The following is an 18,878-nucleotide window of genomic DNA, read 5'->3' as shown; positions in this document are numbered from 1 at the left end:
CGATCGCGCGTCCGGCCGGGCTCAGCCGGGCCGGACCAGCAGCGCGGCGCTGCCGTAGCTGCCGCCGAACCCGGTCACCAGCGCCGTCTCCCGGCCCGCCCTGAGCTCCCGTACGGCCTGGGCCACGTTGTTGAGCCCGTGGACGTAGCCCTCCGACAGCAGGCCGCCGTGCGGGTTGACCATGGCGTGGCCGCGCCGGAGCAGGAACTCCCCCAGCTCGGCCCGGCCGGCGAGGCCGAAGTCCTCCAGCTGCCGGGGCACCAGCCAGGAGTAGGCGTCGTAGAGCAGCGCCACGTCGACGTCCGCCGGCCGCATGCCCGAGACCTCCCACAGCATCGGGGCGACATGGGCGGAGAAGACCGCGCTGACGTCGGGCGAGCGGTCCATGGACGAGCAGCCGGGACCGCCTCCCCTGACCACGCTGTGGACACGGGGGGCGTCGGGCGCGAGCCGTGCGTCGCGGATCACCAGCGCGCAGGCGCCGTCGGTCTCCTGGCAGCAGTCCACGGTCCGCAGCGGCGAGCAGACGTACGGCCGGGCCAGATAGTCCTCCAGGGACAGCGGGTCCCGGCGCAGCGCCCGGGGGTTGGCCGCGGCGTTGTCGCGGGACTGGGCGACGACGGCGTGCAGGTGCTCCTCGGTGAGGGAGGTCTCGTACAGGTAGCGCTGGGCGGCCAGGGCGAACATCGGGAGCGGCCCGGCCATGCCGTAGGGGATGGTGAAGCGCTCCTGGGGGCCGGTGGAGACGGTGTTCATGCGCTTGCCGGAGCGGCCGTTCAACGCCCGGTAGACCAGCACGTTGCGCGCGAGGCCGCAGGCGATCGGCATCGCCGCCTCGGCCAGGATGGAGGCCGCCTGGGTGCCGCCGCCGGCGATGTCGTTGTGCCAGCCCAGTTTCTCGATCCGCAGCGCCCCGGCGACCTGGACGACCGGGGCGGAGTCGTTCAGGTGATAGCTGAGGACCGCGTCGATCTGTCCGGCCTCCATGCGGGCGTCGGCCAGCGCGAGCCGGGACGCCTCGACCGCGAGCTCCAGCTCGGTCCTGCCCGACTCCCGCGTCAGGGCCGTCATCCCGATCCCGGCGACGGCCGCCCTGCCTCTCATCCGACGCCTCTCCTCCGGCTCCTGAGGGTCCGGGACACCTGGCTCCCGGGGGTCCGGGACACCTGGCTCCCGAGGGCCCGGGTCGCTCGCCGGGGCGGGGCGCGATCCGCTCCGGCGAGCGACGTCCGCAGGCCGCGGGGCACCGCACGGGGCGGCGGCGCCCTCCCGAGGGGGCTCCCGCCCGCCCCCGAGAAGGGCTCCCACCCGGCCCCGGGGACGCCGCGCGGCGGCCCGGTCACCTCGACGGGGCGGCGGGCCCGGACGGTCCCCGCCACCCGGCCGCCTCGGACCGCGGCCATCGCCCGTCACGCTAGCCCGCGCGCGCTACTTAGGCAAGCGCTTGCTCGGTATAACGCGCGGTAGTCTTGCCCGAAGATCCACACCTACGCGTTAGGCGATCATGCTCGACCAACGACTCCGCCCCACCATGCCGTACGCCGCCCTCGTCTTCGACTGCGACGGCACCCTCGTCGACACCGCCTCCGCCAACGAGACCGCCTGGCGCGCGGCCCTGGCGGACTGGGAGGTGGAGCTCGACCCGGCATGGTACCGGGCCCGCACCGGCCTGTCCGGCGACCGCCTGCTGGCCGAGCTGGAGACCGAGACCGGCGCGGAGCTGGACTACCCGGCGGTCCGGGCGGCGGCGCTCGACGCCTACCAGTGGCTGATCCACACCGTCACCCCCCACCGGCCGGTCGCCGCGGTCGCCGAGGCGCACCGGGGCCGGGTGCCGATGGCGGTCGCCTCCGGAGGGGCCCGCCACGCGGTGGAGGAGACCCTGCGCGCCACCGGCCTGCGCCCGCTCTTCGACGCCGTGGTGACCAGGGACGACGTCCGCTACGGCAAGCCCGCCCCCGACGTCTACCTGCTGGCGGCCCGGCTCCTGGACGTCGCCCCGCACGCCTGCGTCGCCTACGAGGACACCGACGAGGGGGTGGCCGCCGCGCTCGCCGCGGGGATGGCGGTCATCGACGTCCGCCCCTCGCTCCAGGACGGAACGCGGGACGGAACATGAGCGACCGTCAAGCGCAGTCGAAGATCGTCTAAAATCTCCGGTGAGCCTCGTCCGATCGAGGCGCGGTCGGGGCTGAGGAGATCGTGATGGCCGGGGAACAGGCGCCGCAGGGGATCGATCCCACAATCCCGAGCGTGGCCCGCATGTACGACTACTACCTCGGCGGCAAGGACAACTTCGCCTCCGACCGCGCGGCGGCCGAGAAGTTCATCGAGATCGTCCCGGGCGTCCGGGAGATGGCCCAGGCCAACCGCGCCTTCCTCCGCCGGGCGGTGAGCGAGCTCGCCGCCCGGGGGGTCCGCCAGTTCCTCGACATCGGCTCCGGGCTGCCCACCCAGGAGAACGTCCACCAGGTGGTGCACCGGATCATCCCCGACGCCCGGGTGACCTACGTGGACAACGACCCGATCGTCCTGGCCCACGGCCGGGCCCTGCTGAGCGACAACCCCCACACCACCGTGATCCAGGCGGACATGCGCGAGCCGAAGGCCCTGCTCGACCACCCCGAGGTGCGCGCGAGCATCGACTTCGACGAGCCGGTGGCCGTGATCCTGCTGGCGATGCTGCACTTCGTCCCGGACGACGCCGTCGCCGACCAGATCATCGCCTCGGTGCGGGAGGTGCTGTCCCCCGGCAGCCACCTGGTGCTCTCCCACGCCTACGCCGGCCGGACCGGCGCGGAGACGCGCGCCAGGGCGGACGACGTCTACGGCTCCACCACCGCCGGGTCGATCACCTCACGCGGCCCCGCCGAGCTCGCCGCCTACCTGGACGGTCTGGACGTGCTGCCTCCCGGCGTCGTCCCCGTCGAGGCCTGGCGCCCGGAGTTCGACGAGGACGTCACCGTCGACTTCAGCCGGCCCAGCATCCTCGGCGCGGTCGCCAGGGTGCCCTGACCGGCACCGGCGGGCGAGACCCCGCATTGGTTAGCTGTACTATCCAATAATGCGGATATCCCAGCTCAGCGCCGCGTCGGGCGTCCCCATCCCCACGATCAAGTACTACCTGCGCGAGGGTCTGCTCCCTCCGGGCGAGCAGACCGCGGCGACCAGGGCGGAGTACGGCGAGAGCCATCTCCGCCGGCTACGGCTGATCCGCGCGCTGCTGGAGGTCGGGCGGCTGCCCATCGCGGCCATCCGCAAGGTGATCGCCGCCGTGGAGGACGAGAGCCTGGGCATGCACGAGGTGCTCGGCACCGCCCACTACGCCATCGCCCCCGCGGTCGAGTCCCACCAGGAGGACGAGGACTGGCGGCGCGCCCGCGCCGAGGCCGACCGCCTGATCACCGACCTCGGCTGGCGGGTCCACCCCGAGGCCCCCACCCGCGTCGAGCTCGCCCAGGCCATCCTCACCCTCGACCAGCTCGGCATGCCCGCCACCGGTGAGGCCCTGCGCCCCTACGCCGAGGCCGCCGTCAACCTCGTCGTCGAGCACGAGATCGGCACCATCCCTCTCGACGGCCCCCGCGAGGCCGCGGTCGAGGCCCTGGTCGTCGGGACCGTCGTGCACGGCAGGGTCCTCGACGTCATGCGCCGCCTCGCCCACGAGTCCATCTCGGCACGTTTCTTCGGCGTCTCGGAGGAGTGACGTCACAGTGCCGGAGAGCGCCTCGGAGGAGTGACGCCCACAGAAGGAGAGCCTCTCGGAGAGCTGACATCACGGCGACGGAGAGCGCTTCGGAGAGCTGACATCACAGTGACGGAGAGCACCTCGGAGGGCCGGCGTAACAGTGACGGAGAGCACAGACTCGCAGCTCACAGCCCTGGAATCGCCCTGTGCAAACTTTCCGCAGGCTATCTGCCTGGCCGAACGGGCTTGAGTAACATCCTGTTCACATTCGGGCAACAGATGCGAAATCGCGACTTGCAACTCTTTGGGAGCAGCAGCCCACTTTCTCCTCAAGGACTCCGCTGATGACCTTCAAGGCTGAATACATCTGGATCGACGGCACCGAGCCGACCGCCAAGCTCCGTTCGAAGACCAGGATCCTGGCCGACGGCGCCGAGCTCCCGATCTGGGGCTTCGACGGGTCCAGCACCAACCAGGCCAACGGCGGTTCCTCCGACCGGGTGCTCAAGCCGGTGTTCACCTGTCCGGACCCGATCCGCGGCGGCAGCAACGTGCTGGTGCTCTGCGAGGTCCTCGACACCGACATGACCCCGCACTCCAGCAACACCCGCGCCGCCGCCGTCGCGGTGGCCGAGAGGTTCGCCGACCAGGAGTCGTGGTTCGGCATCGAGCAGGAGTACACCTTCTTCAAGGAGGGCCGCCCGCTCGGCTTCCCGATCGGCGGCTTCCCCGCCCCGCAGGGTGGTTACTACTGCGGCGTCGGCGCCGACGAGGTCTTCGGCCGCGATGTCGTCGAGAAGCACCTCGACCTCTGCCTTGAGGCCGGTCTGGCGATCTCCGGCATCAACGCCGAGGTCATGCCCGGCCAGTGGGAGTTCCAGGTCGGCCCGGCGGGCCCGGTGGAGGTCTCCGACCACCTGTGGATCGCCCGGTGGCTGCTCTACCGCGTCGCCGAGGACTTCAACATCGCCGCCACGCTCGACGCCAAGCCGGTGAAGGGCGACTGGAACGGCGCGGGCGCGCACACCAACTTCTCCACCAAGGCGATGCGCGAGGGCTACGACCCGATCATCACCGCCTGCGAGGCGCTCGCCGTCAACGCCGAGGAGCACGTCAAGCACTACGGCGCCGGCATCGAGGAGCGTCTCACCGGTCACCACGAGACCGCCCCGTGGAACAAGTTCAGCTACGGCGTCTCCGACCGCGGCGCCTCGGTCCGCATCCCGTGGCAGGTCGAGGTGGACAAGAAGGGCTACATCGAGGACCGTCGCCCCAACGCCAACGTCGACCCCTACCTGGTGACCCGCCTCATCGTGGACACCTGCTGCTCCGCCCTGGAGAAGGCCGGCCAGGTCTGACCGGGCACGCGCGGCGGGCCGCGACCACCCTGCCGGGGGTGGTCGCGGCCCGCCGTTCCGCTGCCCCTACGACAAGACGATACGTTTCGACTCGCCTTTGGTATATTCGGCCGGATGAAGACACCCAACCCGTCCCGCCGCAGCGAGCAGTCGCGCCGGGCCATCCTGAACGCCGCACTCGACCTGGTCGCCGAGGTCGGCTACGCCAAGCTGACCGTCGAGGCGATCGCGGCCCGCGCGGGCGTGGGCAAGCAGACGATCTACCGCTGGTGGCCGTCCAAGGGCGCGGTGCTCGTGGACGCGGTGCTCGCCCTCAGCGAGGACGAGGAGGGCGCCATCGCCCTGCCCGACACCGGTGACATCCGGGCCGATCTGCGGGGCGTGCTGCGGGCCATCGTCGACGAGTACAACGACCCCAAGATCGACACGATCACCCGGGCGCTGGCCGTCGAGTCGCTGACCGATCCCACGCTGAACACCCAGATCACCGGACGGGTCCTGGGACCGCTCCTGGAGGTCACCAAAGACCGGCTGCGCGCCGGGCAGCGGGCCGGACAGGTGGCCGAGGGAGTGGACCTCGGCGTCGCCGTGGAGCTGCTGTACGCGCCGATCTACCACCGCTGGGTGCTGCGCACCAACCCCCTGACGCACGAGTACGCCGACACCGTCCTCGAACTCGCCCTCAAGGCCCTGAGCCCCGCGACGATAAATACCGTCGAATAAGGCGCTTTAGGGCCACGCGAAACTACCACCGCGCGCCGTACCATGACTGCGATGCGGGACGTAGTGGAACAGTTGCAGCGCCTGGGCATGTCGGGTTACGAGGCCAAGGCCTACGTGACGCTGGTCGGCTCCGGGCAGCCGCTCAACGGTTACGAGGTGGCCAAGCGGTCCGGCGTGCCGCGCAGCACGGTCTACGAGACGCTGGGCAAGCTGGTGGCCAAGGGCGCGGCCTACGAGGTACGCGGGGCCGAGGACGCCACCGACTACCTGCCGCTGCCGCCCCGGTCGCTGCTGGAACGCATGCGCCGGGAGTTCGACGACTCGATCGAGTCGCTGCAGGCCGCGCTACCCACGATCGTGGCGCCACCCGAGGCCCACCTCATCCACAACCTCAAGGACGCCGAGGCGCTGCTCGCCCGGGCCGAGGACGTGCTGGCCGCCGCACGCACCGACCTGTTCCTGTCGATCTGGCCGGAGGAGATGAAGCGGCTCTCCCCGCTGGTCAGGCGGGCGGTCGAGCGTGGCGTCGACGCCTCGGTGATGCATTTCGGCCCCGCCGAGGAGGCGGTCGGGCACCTGTACGAGCACCGGTTCTCCTCCCCCGAGGTGATCATGGAGAGCCTGGGCTGCCGCCTCCTGGTCGTCGCCGGCGACCGCCGCGAGGCCCTGGTCGGCGGGTTCATCGACGGCTCGGCCTGGGGCGTCTACACCGAGGACCCCGCCGTGGTCCTGATGGCGGTGGAATACATCAGGCACGACATCGCCCTGCAGATCATCGCCGACCGGGTCGGGCACGAGTCGCTGCGCGAGTTCTGGACCAGCGACCCGGAGTTCACGCGGCTGCGCGCCGGCCGAGGGCGCCCGGCCGCCCTGCTCCGCGCCGCCGGATGCCCCGCCCCCGAGCTCCCGCCGAGGTGATCCCTTGGGGGGATGTGACATCCTTCGAGGTAAGTTGTCGTAATTTTCCGGGGAAGGCAGGTCATGGATAAGCCGGTCATCATGACGGTCGATGACGATCCGGGCGTCTCGCGTTCCGTGGCACGCGACCTGCGACGCCGTTACGGCCATTCCTACCGCATCGTCCGGGCCGACACCGCGGTCGCCGGGATGGAGAGCGTCCGCGAGCTCCGGCTGCGCGGCGACGACGTCGCGGCGATCCTCGCCGACTACCGGATGCCCCAGATGAACGGCGTGGAGTTCCTGGAGCAGGCCATGGACCTGTATCCGTACGCCCGCCGGGTGCTGCTGACCGCCTACGCCGACACCGACGCGGCGATCCAGGCGATCAACGTGGTGGATCTCGACCACTACATGCTCAAGCCGTGGGACCCGCCGGAGGAGAAGTTCTACCCGGTCCTCGACGCCCTGCTCGAGGCCTGGCACCGGGCCGAGCGGCGCGAGTCCGACGAGCTGCGGGTGGTGGGCGCCCGCTGGTCGGCCCGCTCCTACAAGATCCGCGACTTCCTGTCCCGCAACCAGGTGCCCTACCGCTGGGTGCTGGCCGACGACCCCGAGGGCGCGCAGCTGCTGGCCGCCGCCGGCGAGGAGTGCGAGATCAGCCCGGCCAAGCTGCCGCTGGTCATCACCTCCGACGGCACCACGCTCACCGCCCCCACCACCGCCGAGCTGGCCGGGGCGGTGGGTCTGTCCACCGCCCCGGCCACCGACTTCTACGACCTGATCGTCATCGGCGGCGGCCCCGGCGGGCTGGGCGCGGCCGTCTACGGGGCCTCGGAGGGGCTGCGCACCGTGATGGTCGAGCAGCACGCCTCCGGCGGGCAGGCCGGTCAGAGCTCCCGCATCGAGAACTACCTGGGCTTCCCCGACGGCGTCTCCGGCTCCCAGCTCGCCGACCGCGCCCGCCGCCAGGCGCTGAAGTTCGGCGCGGAGCTGCTCACCGCCCGCACCGTCACCAGCCTGGAGGTCAAGGGCCAGGCCCGGGTGGTCGGCTTCGCCGACGGCAGCAGCATCGCCGCGCACACCGTGATCCTGGCCACCGGCGTCTCCTACCGGCGGCTGGCGGCCCCGGGCCTGGACGACTTCGTGGGCCGGGGCACCTACTACGGCGCGGCCGTGACCGAGGCGCCCGAGTGCAGGGATCGCGAGGTCTACATCGTCGGCGCGGCCAACTCTGCCGGGCAGGGCGCGGTCTACCTGTCGGGATACGCCAGCAAGGTCCACCTGATCGTCCGGAGCGACGGGCTGGAGAAGTCCATGTCGCACTACCTGATCGAGCAGATCTCGAACATCTCCAACATCGAGGTGCACACCGAGACCGAGGTGGTGGGCGCGGAGGGCGACGACCATCTGGAGCGGCTCACGCTGAAGGGCCCGGACGGCGAGCGGACGGTCGGGGCCGAGTGGCTGTTCGTCTTCATCGGCGCCGAGCCGCTCACCGACTGGCTCGGCGACACGATCGAGCGTGACGCCAAGGGCTTCGTCCTGACCGGGCCCGACCTGACCTCCGCCGAGAGCCGTCCCCGCAACTGGCCGCTCCGGCGCGAGCCGTACCACCTGGAGACCAACGTGCCCGGGGTCTTCGCCGCCGGAGACGTCCGCGCCGACTCGATCAAGCGGGTCGCCTCCGCGGTCGGCGAGGGGGCGATGGCCGTGGCGCTCGTCCACCGTTACCTGGAGAAGGCATGACCGGACGGGCCGAGCGCCCCATCGTGGGCTGCGACTGGACCATGGGCGACGAAGGAGGCCAGATGATCAGCACGGACGTCCTCCGTGGACTGTTCCTCTTCGAGAAGCTCGACGACGAGAAGCTGGAGTGGCTGGCCTCCCACGGCGAGGAGCGCGAGTTCGGCGCGGGCGAGCCGATCATCCGGCAGGGCGACCCGGCCGAGTGCTTCCTGGTGCTCATCGACGGCGAGATCGTCATGTCCACCGAGACCCCCGCCGGGGTGGTCACCATGACCCCCACCTCGCAGCCCGGGGTCTACGCCGGAGCGACCTCCGCCTACCTGGGCGACCGCGCCCCGGCCACCTACTCCCACTCGCTGCGCGCGACCAAGCCCTCACGGATCTTCGCGCTCCCGGCCAAGAAGTACGGCCTGATGATCGGCGAGTGGTTCCCGATGGCGGTCCACCTGCTCGACGGGGTGCGCCTCGGCGGGCTCGCCCAGCGGGAGATCATCGACCGGCGGCAGCGGCTGACCGCGCTCGGCACCATCACCGCCGGGCTCACCCACGAGCTCAACAACCCGGCGGCGGCGGCCGTGCGGGCCGTGGGCGAGCTGCGGGGCAAGATCCGGCTGTCGCGGCGGCAGCTCGCCGGGCTGACCGAGGCGGGCATCTCGGCCGACCGGCTGCGCGGGCTGATCGACATGCAGGAGAGCTGCACCGACAGGGCCGGGAGCCCGCCCGCCCGCTCCCCGCTGGAGATCTCCGACGCCGAGGAAGAGCTGGGCGACGCGCTGGAGGAGGCCGGGGTGGACGACGGCTGGGAGCTCGCGCCGCCGCTGGTGGCCGCCGGCTTCGGCCCCGGCGGGCTGGAGAAGGTCCGCGGCGCGGTCGGCGACGAGCACCTGTCCGGGGCGATGCACTGGCTCGCCGAGGCCATCGAGATCAACCAGATGCTGAACGAGGTGACCGACGCGACCGAGCGGATCTCCTCGCTGCTCGCCTCCGCCAAGCAGTACTCCCAGATGGACCGCGCGCCCTACCAGACGGTGGACGTCCGGGAACTGCTGGACAGCACGCTCACCATGTTCCGGGGCAAGATCCCGCCCGGGATCAGCCTGGCCACCGACTACGACCCCGGACTGCCGCCGCTGCCCGGCTACGCCGGAGAGCTCAACCAGGTGTGGACCAACCTGATCCACAACGCGCTGGACGCGATGGCCGGCAGCGGCACGCTGACCGTCCGCACCCGCCTGGAACACGACACCACCGCCCTGATCGAGATCTGCGACACCGGCCCCGGGGTCCCCGAGGAGCTGCGGGAGCGGATCTTCGAGCCGTTCTTCACCACCAAGGCCGTCGGGGAGGGCACCGGGCTGGGCCTGGACATCTCCTTCCGCATCGTCGCCGGCCGGCACGGCGGCGACCTGCGCGTGGAGTCGGTGCCCGGCGACACCCGTTTCCAGGTACGGCTGCCGCTGACCGAGCTCCCCGCCCCCTGAGCGGGCCGCGTCACGCGCCCGGCTCCCCCGGCCCCCGCTCCCGCCTGCCTGGCGGGAGGTAGACAATCGTCCCCATGCGATTCGGGATCCTGGGCACCACGCGGGCATGGGGGGACGACGGGAGCGAGGTGCCCGTCGGCGGGCCGACCCGCCGCGCGCTGCTGGCCCTGCTGCTCGCCCGCCCCGGTGAGGTGGTGACGGCCGACAGCCTGGTCGACGACCTCTACGGGGCGCGGCCGCCGGGCGGGGCGGGCCACGCGCTGCAGTCGCAGGTGTCCCGGCTACGCCGGGACCTGGGGCGGGAGGCCGCGATCGAACCCGTCCGCGCGGGCTACCGGCTCGCGGTCGACCCGGACGACGTCGACGCCCACCGCTTCGAGCGGCTGGCGGAGGAGGGACGGCGGGCGCTGGAGGACGGGGACCCGGAGCGGGCGGCCACGCGCCTGCGGGCGGCCCTCGACCTGTGGCGGGGCCCCGCGCTCGCCGACGCCGCGGACGCCGGCTCCGTCCAGACGCGGATCCTGCGGCTGGAGGAGCTGCGGGTCGAGGCCCTGGAGGACCGGATCGAGGCGGATCTCCGGCGGGGCGGGCACCGGGCCGTCGTGCCCGAGCTGCGGGAGCTGATCGGCCGCCACCCCCTCCGGGAGAGGCTGCACGGCCTCCTCATGCGCGCGCTGCAGGCCGGCGGCAGGCAGGCCGAGGCCCTGGCCGCCTTCGAGGAGGCACGGCGGATCCTGGCCGAGGAGCTCGGCGCGGACCCCTCGGCCGGGCTCGCCGCGCTCCACCGGGCGCTGCTGCGGGGCGAGGGGCCGCCCGTGGCTCCCGGGCCCGCCTCCGGCACGCTCCCGGCGCAGCTGACGAGCTTCGTCGGCCGCGCCGAGGACGTGGCCAGGGTCACCGAACTGCTCGGCACCGCACGCCTGGTCACCCTGCTCGGCCCGGGCGGCGCGGGCAAGACCCGGCTGTCGATCGAGGTCGCCGCCCGCCGGCCCGACGTGTGCCTCGTCGAGCTCGCGCCGCTGCGCGACGGGCAGGACCCGGCGCAGGCCGTGCTCGGCGCGCTCGGCCTGCGCGACAGCGGGCGCCTGACCGGACCGGCCGAGACGGCGCCCGTCTCCCGGCTGATCGCGGCGCTGGCCGACCGGCCGCTGCTGCTCGTCCTCGACAACTGCGAGCACCTCGTGGAGGCGGTCGCGGCACTGGCCGGGCGGCTGCTCGCGGGCTGCCCGGAGCTGCGCGTCCTGGCCACGAGCCGGGAGCCGCTCGCCATCACCGGCGAGCACCTGTGGCCGGTCCGCCCGCTCCGCCCGGCCCCGGCCGCCCGGCTCTTCGCCGACCGGGCGAGCGCCGTACGGCCGGGCTTCGTCATGGACGAGGCCGCCGCCGGGGCCGTGCGGCGGATCTGCCAGGCGCTCGACGGCCTGCCGCTGGCCATCGAGCTCGCGGCGGCGAGAATGCGCACGCACGACCTCGCGGAGCTCGCCTCCCGCCTGGACGACCGCTTCCGCCTGCTGTCGCGGGGCAGCCGTACGGCCGAGGCCAGGCACCAGACGTTGCGCGCGGTCGTGGCGTGGAGCTGGGACCTGCTGTCGGAGGCCGAGCAGACGGTGGCCAGGCGCCTGACGGTCTTCTCCGGCGGCGCGGCCGCCGAGGCGGTGGCGCGGGTGTGCGGGGCGCCCGGCGCCGAGGACGTGCTGGACTCCCTCGCCGACAAGTCGCTGCTGGAGGTCAGTGGCGGCCGCTACCGCATGCTGGAGACGGTCCGCGCCTTCTGCGCCGAGCGGCTGGGCGCGGCCGGCGAGACCGCCGCGCTGCGGCGCGCGCACGCGGAGCACTTCCTGGAGCTGGCCCGGACCGCCGACCCCCACCTGCGCCGCGCCGGGCAGCTGGAGTGGCTGGGGATCCTGACCGCCGAGCACGAGAACCTCCAGGCCGCGCTGCGCTGGGCCGTGGAGACCCGGGAGGTCGAGTTCGCGCTGCGGCTGCTGGCCTCCCTGTCGTCCTACCTGTGGATGCGCGGCATGCGCGCCTCGGCGACGGCGCAGGCGGTCGCGCTGCTGGACGTGATCGGCGACGGCCCGCCCCCGGGGCTTGAGGACGAATACATCCTGTGCGTCCTGGCCGCGGCGGCGGGCGAGACCGGCCAGGAGGCGTGGGAGCACCACCGGCGGACGGCGGAGTCGATCGTCGTCGCCCTGGACCGCCCGCACCGCCACCCGATCCTCACCTTCCTCTGGCTGATGATCAACGCGGGTGCGGGGGATCCCCGGGTCGCGCTGTCGGTGATCGACCGCAGCCGGACCGGGCCCGACCCGTGGGAGCGGGCCATCGTCCACCTCCTGTGGGGATATCCGCAGCTCGCCGCCGGGGATCCGGGGCAGGCCGAGCACGAGTTCGCGCTGGCCGCCGACGGGTTCCGCGCGCTCGGCGACCGGTGGGGGACGGCGCTGGCCCTGGACGCGCTGGCCGGCCTGGCGGCCATGTGCGGCGACACCGCGAGGGCGATCGTCCTGATCGAGGAGGCCCTCGCCCTCACCGAACAGCTCGGCGCGGTCGAGGACCTCCCCGACCTGCTCTGCAACCGGGGCGACTACCTTGTCCGCGCCGCACGGAGCGGGCAGGGCGGTCCGGATCCGGCGGGTCCCGGCATCGCGGCGGCGCGCGCCGACTACGAGCGGGCGGCCGAGGTCGCGCGCCGGGTGGGCAGTCCCACCTATCTGGCCGGGGCGCTGCGCGGGCTCGGCGACATCGCGCGGATGGAGGGTGACCTGGACGGGGCGCGCCGGCTGTACGAGCAGGCGCTGGAGCGGTTCGAGACCCGCTGGGTGCGGAGCGCGGGAAACTGGACGGGCGCCCTGTTCGGGCTCGGGAGGGTCGCCGAGGCCACCGGCGACCTGGACGGGGCCCGGTCGCTGCACCGGCAGGCCGCCGAGGTCGCGGTGCGGTCGGGGGCGATCATCGAGAGCGCCCGCGCGGTGGAGGCACTGGCGGGGATCGCGCTGCTGGAGGGCGACGCGCCGGAGGCGGCCCTGCTGCTCGGCGCGGCCGCCGGCCTGCGGGGGATCATCACCGAGGACGGCCCCGAGGTCTCGCGCACGGCCGCCGCCGCGCGGGCCGCCCTGGGCGAGGATGCCTACGGGGCCGCCCATCTCCGGGGCGTGCGGCTGGCCCCGGAGGACGCGCTCCGCCGGGCCGGCGTGCCCGAGCCCGCCATCCAGGCGTCACCGATCAACTCCATGGCCGGCCTCGGCGCGGTCCCCGGCACTGGTCCGGTGAACGCCGGTGAACGCCGGTGAGCACGTGGTGAGCCGGCGGTGAGCGCCTCCGGACATGCTCTCGGGCATGACCACAGCACCGTGGCTCAAGAACAAGAACATCCTGATCTCCGGGGCTGGCGTCGCCGGCCCGGCGCTGGCCTACTGGCTGAGCCACCACGGCTTCACCCCCACGGTGGTGGAGCGGGCCCCCGCCCTGCGCGACGGCGGCTACGCGGTCGACTTCCGCGGCCAGGCGCACCTCACCGTGCTGAGGCGGATGGGGATCCTGGACGACGTCCAGCGGGCGCAGACGGGCATGGGCGCGATGTCCTACGTCAACGGCGCGGGCAGGAAGATCGCCAGCATGCCCGCCGACGTCTTCAGCGGGGACGTCGAGATCCTCCGGGGCGACCTGGCCCGCATCCTCCACGAGGCCACCCAGGACCGCGCCGAATACGTCTTCGACGACTCGATCACCTCCATGACCGACGGACCCGGCGGCGTCCAGGTCACCTTCGAGCGGGCCGCGCCCCGCGAGTTCGACCTGGTGGTGGGGGCCGACGGGCTGCACTCCAAGGTCCGGACGCTCGCCTTCGGGCCGGAGTCGCGGTATGTGAGGGAGCTGGGCCTGTACTGCGCGATCTTCACCACCGCCAACCACCTGGAGCTGGACCACACGGGGCTGATCTACAACACCCCCGGCAGGCTCGTGTCGATGTACAGCGCCCGGCACAACACCGAGGCCAGGGCCCTGTTCTACTTCGCCTCGCCGCCGCTGAGCTACGACCGCCACGACATCGGGCAGCAGAAGAAGATCCTCGCCGAGGCGTTCGCCGGGATCGGCTGGGAGGCTCCCCGGCTGCTGGAGGCCATGGCCGACGCGCCGGACTTCTACTTCGACTCCACCAGCCAGGTCCGCCTGGACCGCTGGTCGCGGGGCCGGACCGTCCTGCTCGGGGACGCCGGCTACTGCGCCTCGCCGCTGTCGGGCATGGGCACCGGCCAGGCCATGGTCGGGGCCTACGTCCTCGCCGGAGAGCTGGCGGCCGCCGGCGGCGACCACCGGGCGGGCTTCGCCGGCTACGAGGAGGCCATGCGCGGCTACGTCGCGGGATGCCAGAAGTCGGGCGAGGGCGTGAGCAAGTGGATGGTCCCCGAAGGCCGGTTCATGGCCTGGTTCGTCAACCAGAACTACAAGCTCATGCCCTACCTGCCGGGGAAGGGGCTGATCGCCAGGAGCGCCCGGAAGACGGCGAGCGCCATCGCCCTGAAGGACTACGGGCGCTGACCCGCGTCCTTCGTCAGCCGCCGCAACTCGGCGGACTGCCGCTCATGGAGACCGCAAGGCGGGCAGCAGGGTCGCTTCGAGCACGTCGGCGGCGGTGTCCTGGCTGAGGTGTCCTGCGGTGACGTCGGCGGCGGCGGCGTGTAACAAGCTGTAGACGGTGGTGACCAGCCAACTCAGGGGGAGGTCGGTGCGGAAGGCGCCCTCCTGCCGGCCGCGGACGAGGAGTTGCTCGACATGGCCCATGGCCTGGTCGTGGTGCCGGCGCAGCACGGCGGGGTCGAGTTCGCGCTGGGCGAGCTCGAACAGCCGGCGGTGCCGGTCGAGGACGCGCCAGGAGATGCGCAGCAGCCTGCCGAGGGCGTCGACGGCGGGGCCCTCGTCCGGGGCGGCGGTCTCGATAGCGGCGCCGGCCTGGGTGATGGTGTGGTCGAGGACGGCTTCCAGCAGCACCTCCCGTGAGGGGAAGTGGGTGTAGAGGGTGACCCGTCCGACTCCGGCGGTGCGGGCGATCGCCGCCATGCTGGCCTGGGGCTGCTCGGTGAAGCACACGAGCGCGGCGTCGAGGATGGCGGTGATGTTGCGTTCGGCGTCGGCGCGGCGCCTGGGCGCGCCCTGCTTCCCTACGGCCCCGTCTGGTCGATGGCTCGTGTCCGTGATCCCCACGATGACCCAGCCTAAGCGGTCAGTGGGCGGACACGGGGCCGTCGGTGGCGGGCGGGCGGCCCGCCGGTATCAGCCACCCGGCGACCACGGCAATGATCACGGCTGTCACGGCCGCGGCGGTGAACCCCGCACCGGATCCGGTGATCGATGCCGGACCCGCGGGCACGGTGTTCAGGCCGGCGGAGGCGATGGTGGATACAGACGCGATGCCCAGGGTGGCGCCGAGTCCGTGCCCCGTGCTGATCAGCGCGGAGGCCGTACCGGCGTCCTGCGGATCGACGTGCGCCATCGCGGTGGTGGTCGCGGTGACGAACGTCGCGCCGACGCCCTGCGCGGCACGCGCGGCCACGAGCAAGGTCGCGTCATCGGCCGGCCCGGAGGCGAGCGAGGCGAGGGTGAACACCGCCGGCCCGGCCAGGAACACATGCCTGCGGCCGAACGCGTCGGCCGTCCGCCCGCCAAGCGGCATCAGTCCACCGAAGCACAGCGTGTAAGCAGTGATCACCCAGGTCAGCGCGGTCCGGTCCAGGTCGAGCCGGTCGGCGATCGCGACGTTCACCACCGTCACGTCCAGAACCACCATGAACTGGGCCGGGCACAGCAGGACCAGCACCCACCGACGCCGGGCCGTTCGCTGCCCGTCGACTGCCTCCGGGGCGTCCGGTGCGCGGGAGATGATTCATCGCCCCCCATAAATCGAACATCAATGTTCGGGTTAAGGTACAGTCGGGTCCGCGATAAGTCGAACATCAATGTTCGGTTTCAATGGGAAGGCATGGTGAGGCGGATGGCCGGCGGGCGACAGGCCGACGGAACGGACCGGGAACCGACAAGCGGTGAGGCGCCAGTACCGCTGCCCCACGAGACCTGCGGGGATGCCGCGGGAGCCCGGTCCCCCCACGCGCCGATCCCGTTCCCGGCGGCCGACCGTGCGTAGCGACCCGGCGTTGGGCACGGACACCACCGTCGTTCTGCTGGTAGCAGGGCTGATCTTCCTCGGGGCGTTGGTGCTGGGCGTCTGGAAGTACCGGCAGATGGTCCGCTCGGAACAGCACGTGGCCCACCCCTACGTGGACATCGCGCACCGGGCCGCGCTGCTCTATTCGTTCGCGACGCTGCTGGTCGCGGTGTTCGTCGAGCTGAGCGGCTGGTCGCCGGTGGTGGATCTCGTCGCGGCCGGCGTCGTGATCCTGTTCTTCGTCACGTCGATCGCGACCTACGTCCACCACGGCCGGCGCCAGGACACCGACAACCAGTTCCGCCATCCCGTCCGCGGCACGACCGCCTTCATGTCCGCGCTGATCGTCGGCGAGATCGGCGGCGTCACCGTCCTGCTGGCCGGATTCGTCCAGGCGCAACTGCTGTGAACCGGGGGTCGCGCCACCGGCATCGCGACCGTCCTCCACCGCCGCCGCTCCGGACCTGACCGGAAGCGGCGCTCGGGTGAGCCGGGCCCGGCACCCGGCCCACCCCCGGGGCCCTCAGCCGTGGACGCCGTCGAGCATGTCCATCAGGCGGGCCAGCACCCGGCCGCCGGAGACGCGGACGCCGTCGTGCTCCCACTCGTTGGTCACCCAGGTCCGCACGTTGCCGACCGCGCGGGCGGTCCGCGTCGACAGGCTCTCGTCGACGTACATGTCGTCGTAGTAGACGGCGGCGGCCACCGGGACCTGGTTGGCGGCCAGCCGTACCGGGTCGTAGAGGGCGGGCCAGTCGGAGGCCGCGGCGAGGATCTCGGCGGCGCCCTTGAACGGGCGGAGGGCGGCGATCTCGTCGAACATCCAGGGGTAGATCATCTCCCCGGTGGGCAGCAGCGGCTCGGCCTCCTCCCCGAACTCCCCCGGCAGCAGCCGGTGCGCCGCCCAGGCGGTGGCGGCGCCCTGGGCGTAGATCGACTCGTGCAGGACCGCGTAGAGCGGGTTGCCGACGAAGCCGGTGGCCATCATGACCTCGTAGCGGAACAGGTCGGAGAGCCGCTCGCCGTTCCAGGCCTCCTCCAGCACCCAGTGCAGGTATTCGGCGCCGTCGCTCATCCCCAGGCACAGTCCCAGGGTCTGCAGGCGGCGCACGGTCAGCACGTCGCCGTCGGGGAGCAGGACCTCCTCGCGGCGCAGGTGGCCGGCGATCGCGTCCAGGCGAGCGGAGTCGCCGGGGTAGCGGGCGAAGTAGCGGTCCACCTTGTCGCGGACCCGGGGGTAGGTGCGGGAGTAGACGTCGTCGGCGGTGGCGTCGAGCCCGGCCAGGCCGCCGGTCACGTAGCAGGACCGCAGGCCCTCGGGGGCCTGGGAGAGGTAGGTCAGCGTGATGAACCCGCCGTAGCTCTGGCCGAGGGTCTCCCACGGCCGGTCGCCGCAGAGCCGGCGCCGGATCAGCTCGGCGTCGGCCACGATGGCGTCGGCGCGGAAGTGCCGGAGCCGGGCGGCGAGCTCGGCGTCGGTCCCGGTGACCGTCCCGGCGGTGACCGGGGTGCTGCGGCCGGTCCCCCGCTGGTCGAGCAGGAGCACCCGGTGGGTCTTCAGCGCGTGTCCCAGCCAGCCGTCCGCCGCGGTCGGCCTCGGCGACCTGCCGCCGGGGCCGCCCTGCAGGAAGACCAGCCACGGCAGGTCCTGGTCCTGCTTGGCGGGGTCCACCGCCTCGCGGGCGAAGACCTCGATCGTGGGGCCGCCGGGGTCGGCGTGGTCGAGGGGGACGGTGAAGACGTGGTCGGTGAGCGCCACACCGGGCAGAAGGACAGTCACCCGGGGAACGTTACCGGCTGTGCCATTGCCGATATCCCGGGCGCCCCCGGGCGTGGTCGGCGAACACCCTCGCCGCCAGATCCCGTACGGCGGGCACATGGGCGGCCAGGGCGCCCCGCGGATGCCACACCAGCAGGTGCCGCATCACCAGCGGGTCGCCGCGGAGCGGGCGGATGACCAGCCCGTCGCTCTCGGCGAAGGTGGCCCGGCAGGGCGCGATGGCCCGGCCGGAGACGACGATCTCCCTGATGGTCCAGGCGTCCGCCGCCTGGTGCGGCGCGCGGGGGGTGAAACCGGCCTGGTGGCAGGCCGTGCGGAAGCACTCGGGCCAGCCGCCCCCGTCGGAGGGCGACAGCACCCACGCCTCCGCCGCGAGGTCGGCCAGGTCGAGCTCGGGGCGGCCGGCCAGCGGGTGGGCGCCGGCCAGCGCCACGTACACGGGCTCGGCGGCGACTTGCTCCTGGCGGAGCGGCGGGGCCGGGCGCAGCTCGTGGCCGACGTAGTCGACGACCACGGCGGCGTCCAGGCGCCGGGCCGCGACCAGGTCGCACAGCAGGCGCGGAGCCGCCTCGGCGTAGGAGGTGACCTCCCGGCCGCCGAGCAGGTCGCCGAGCCGGTCGACCAGGCCGACCAGGATCGGCCCGTCGACCCCGCCGAGCCGTACCGGGCCGTCGGCGGGGCGGGAGGCGGCGCCGAGCAGCAGCTCGTCCATGCCGCTCAGCACGGTGCGGGCCCGGGCGAGCACGTATTCGCCGAGCGGGGTGGGGCGGGCGCCGTGGCGGTCGCGGTCGAAGAGCCTGCCGCCCAGAGTCCGCTCGATCCGCTGGAGCTGCGCCGAGAGCGCGGGCTGGGTGGTACCCAGGAGCGCCGCGGCCCGGGTCAGGCTGCCGGTGTCCGAGATGGCGCACAGGACGCGCAGGTGCCGTAGTTCCAGGCTCACCGGACGAGCGTATGCCCCCCATCCCACTTTCCATCACTGCGAGGTGATGGATCCCCTCTGGCCTGCGCGCATGCCCTCTCCCCCGGTTCCGGCGGG

At 72.9% G+C, this 18,878-nt stretch carries 16 protein-coding genes; 11 read left to right on the top strand and 5 right to left on the bottom strand.

Translation table 11 applies throughout. The features are described from left to right. Positions 1 to 21: 21 nt before the first annotated feature. Positions 22 to 1,104 (bottom strand): thiolase C-terminal domain-containing protein, encoded by a 1,083-nt coding sequence (locus J2S55_RS01885; RefSeq protein ID WP_306856817.1) that lies wholly within the window; start codon positions 1,102 to 1,104, stop codon positions 22 to 24. 400 nt (positions 1,105 to 1,504) lie between these two features. Here J2S55_RS01885 and J2S55_RS01880 point away from each other — a divergent pair, with 400 nt between their 5' ends. The 10 genes from J2S55_RS01880 to J2S55_RS01835 all read left to right on the top strand — a co-directional run bounded on the left by J2S55_RS01880 (position 1,505) and on the right by J2S55_RS01835 (position 14,441). After that, a complete protein-coding gene (locus J2S55_RS01880) occupies positions 1,505 to 2,119 on the top strand; it encodes an HAD family hydrolase (RefSeq protein WP_306856815.1) in 615 nt (204 codons plus the stop codon). 86 nt (positions 2,120 to 2,205) lie between these two features. Next, a complete protein-coding gene (locus J2S55_RS01875) occupies positions 2,206 to 3,015 on the top strand; it encodes an SAM-dependent methyltransferase (protein WP_306856813.1) in 810 nt (269 codons plus the stop codon). A 49-nt stretch (positions 3,016 to 3,064) separates the two neighbouring features. Further along, positions 3,065 to 3,706 (top strand): MerR family transcriptional regulator, encoded by a 642-nt coding sequence (locus tag J2S55_RS01870; RefSeq protein WP_306856812.1) that lies wholly within the window; start codon positions 3,065 to 3,067, stop codon positions 3,704 to 3,706. 326 nt (positions 3,707 to 4,032) lie between these two features. Next, entirely contained in the window at positions 4,033 to 5,046 is a 1,014-nt protein-coding gene (gene glnII, locus J2S55_RS01865; RefSeq protein ID WP_306856810.1) for a glutamine synthetase, read from the top strand. A 114-nt stretch (positions 5,047 to 5,160) separates the two neighbouring features. Then, positions 5,161 to 5,769, top strand: coding sequence for a TetR/AcrR family transcriptional regulator (locus J2S55_RS01860; protein ID WP_306856808.1), 609 nt, complete (start codon positions 5,161 to 5,163; stop codon positions 5,767 to 5,769). Between the two features lie 51 nt (positions 5,770 to 5,820). Continuing rightward, positions 5,821 to 6,687, top strand: coding sequence for a TrmB family transcriptional regulator (locus J2S55_RS01855; RefSeq protein WP_306856807.1), 867 nt, complete (start codon positions 5,821 to 5,823; stop codon positions 6,685 to 6,687). Positions 6,688 to 6,750: 63 nt separating this feature from the next. Further along, positions 6,751 to 8,415, top strand: coding sequence for an NAD(P)/FAD-dependent oxidoreductase (locus J2S55_RS01850; RefSeq protein WP_306856806.1), 1,665 nt, complete (start codon positions 6,751 to 6,753; stop codon positions 8,413 to 8,415). Continuing rightward, positions 8,412 to 9,896, top strand: a complete 1,485-nt coding sequence (locus tag J2S55_RS01845; protein ID WP_306856805.1) for an ATP-binding protein — start codon at positions 8,412 to 8,414, stop codon at positions 9,894 to 9,896. Before J2S55_RS01850 ends, J2S55_RS01845 begins: the two co-directional genes overlap by 4 nt. A gap of 74 nt (positions 9,897 to 9,970) precedes the next feature. Continuing rightward, complete coding sequence (locus J2S55_RS01840; protein ID WP_306856804.1) at positions 9,971 to 13,192, top strand: AfsR/SARP family transcriptional regulator; 3,222 nt, start codon at positions 9,971 to 9,973, stop codon at positions 13,190 to 13,192. 46 nt (positions 13,193 to 13,238) lie between these two features. After that, positions 13,239 to 14,441, top strand: coding sequence for an FAD-dependent monooxygenase (locus J2S55_RS01835; RefSeq protein ID WP_306856803.1), 1,203 nt, complete (start codon positions 13,239 to 13,241; stop codon positions 14,439 to 14,441). A 42-nt stretch (positions 14,442 to 14,483) separates the two neighbouring features. Here the strand turns inward: J2S55_RS01835 and J2S55_RS01830 are convergent, their stop codons facing one another. Beyond that, positions 14,484 to 15,104 (bottom strand): TetR/AcrR family transcriptional regulator, encoded by a 621-nt coding sequence (locus J2S55_RS01830; RefSeq protein WP_306856802.1) that lies wholly within the window; start codon positions 15,102 to 15,104, stop codon positions 14,484 to 14,486. Between the two features lie 19 nt (positions 15,105 to 15,123). Then, positions 15,124 to 15,717, bottom strand: a complete 594-nt coding sequence (locus J2S55_RS01825; RefSeq protein ID WP_306856801.1) for an MFS transporter — start codon at positions 15,715 to 15,717, stop codon at positions 15,124 to 15,126. Between the two features lie 334 nt (positions 15,718 to 16,051). On the opposite strand from J2S55_RS01825, the gene J2S55_RS01820 reads away from it, so the two are divergent. Beyond that, positions 16,052 to 16,471, top strand: coding sequence for a hypothetical protein (locus J2S55_RS01820; protein WP_306856800.1), 420 nt, complete (start codon positions 16,052 to 16,054; stop codon positions 16,469 to 16,471). A gap of 114 nt (positions 16,472 to 16,585) precedes the next feature. On the opposite strand, the gene J2S55_RS01815 is transcribed toward J2S55_RS01820, so the two are convergent. Continuing rightward, positions 16,586 to 17,842, bottom strand: coding sequence for an alpha/beta fold hydrolase (locus J2S55_RS01815; RefSeq protein WP_306856798.1), 1,257 nt, complete (start codon positions 17,840 to 17,842; stop codon positions 16,586 to 16,588). A 10-nt stretch (positions 17,843 to 17,852) separates the two neighbouring features. Continuing rightward, the gene (locus J2S55_RS01810; RefSeq protein WP_306856797.1) at positions 17,853 to 18,782 is read right to left on the bottom strand and encodes a LysR family transcriptional regulator; all 930 of its coding nucleotides are present in this window, start codon (positions 18,780 to 18,782) and stop codon (positions 17,853 to 17,855) included. Positions 18,783 to 18,878 lie beyond the last annotated feature (96 nt).

It is taken from the genome of Streptosporangium brasiliense, assembly GCF_030811595.1.
In the GTDB taxonomy this organism is placed as follows: Bacteria; Actinomycetota; Actinomycetes; order Streptosporangiales; family Streptosporangiaceae; genus Streptosporangium; species Streptosporangium brasiliense.
The sequence above is the reverse complement of the archived record's forward strand: the minus strand, read 5'-3'. Positions and strand labels throughout refer to the sequence as shown.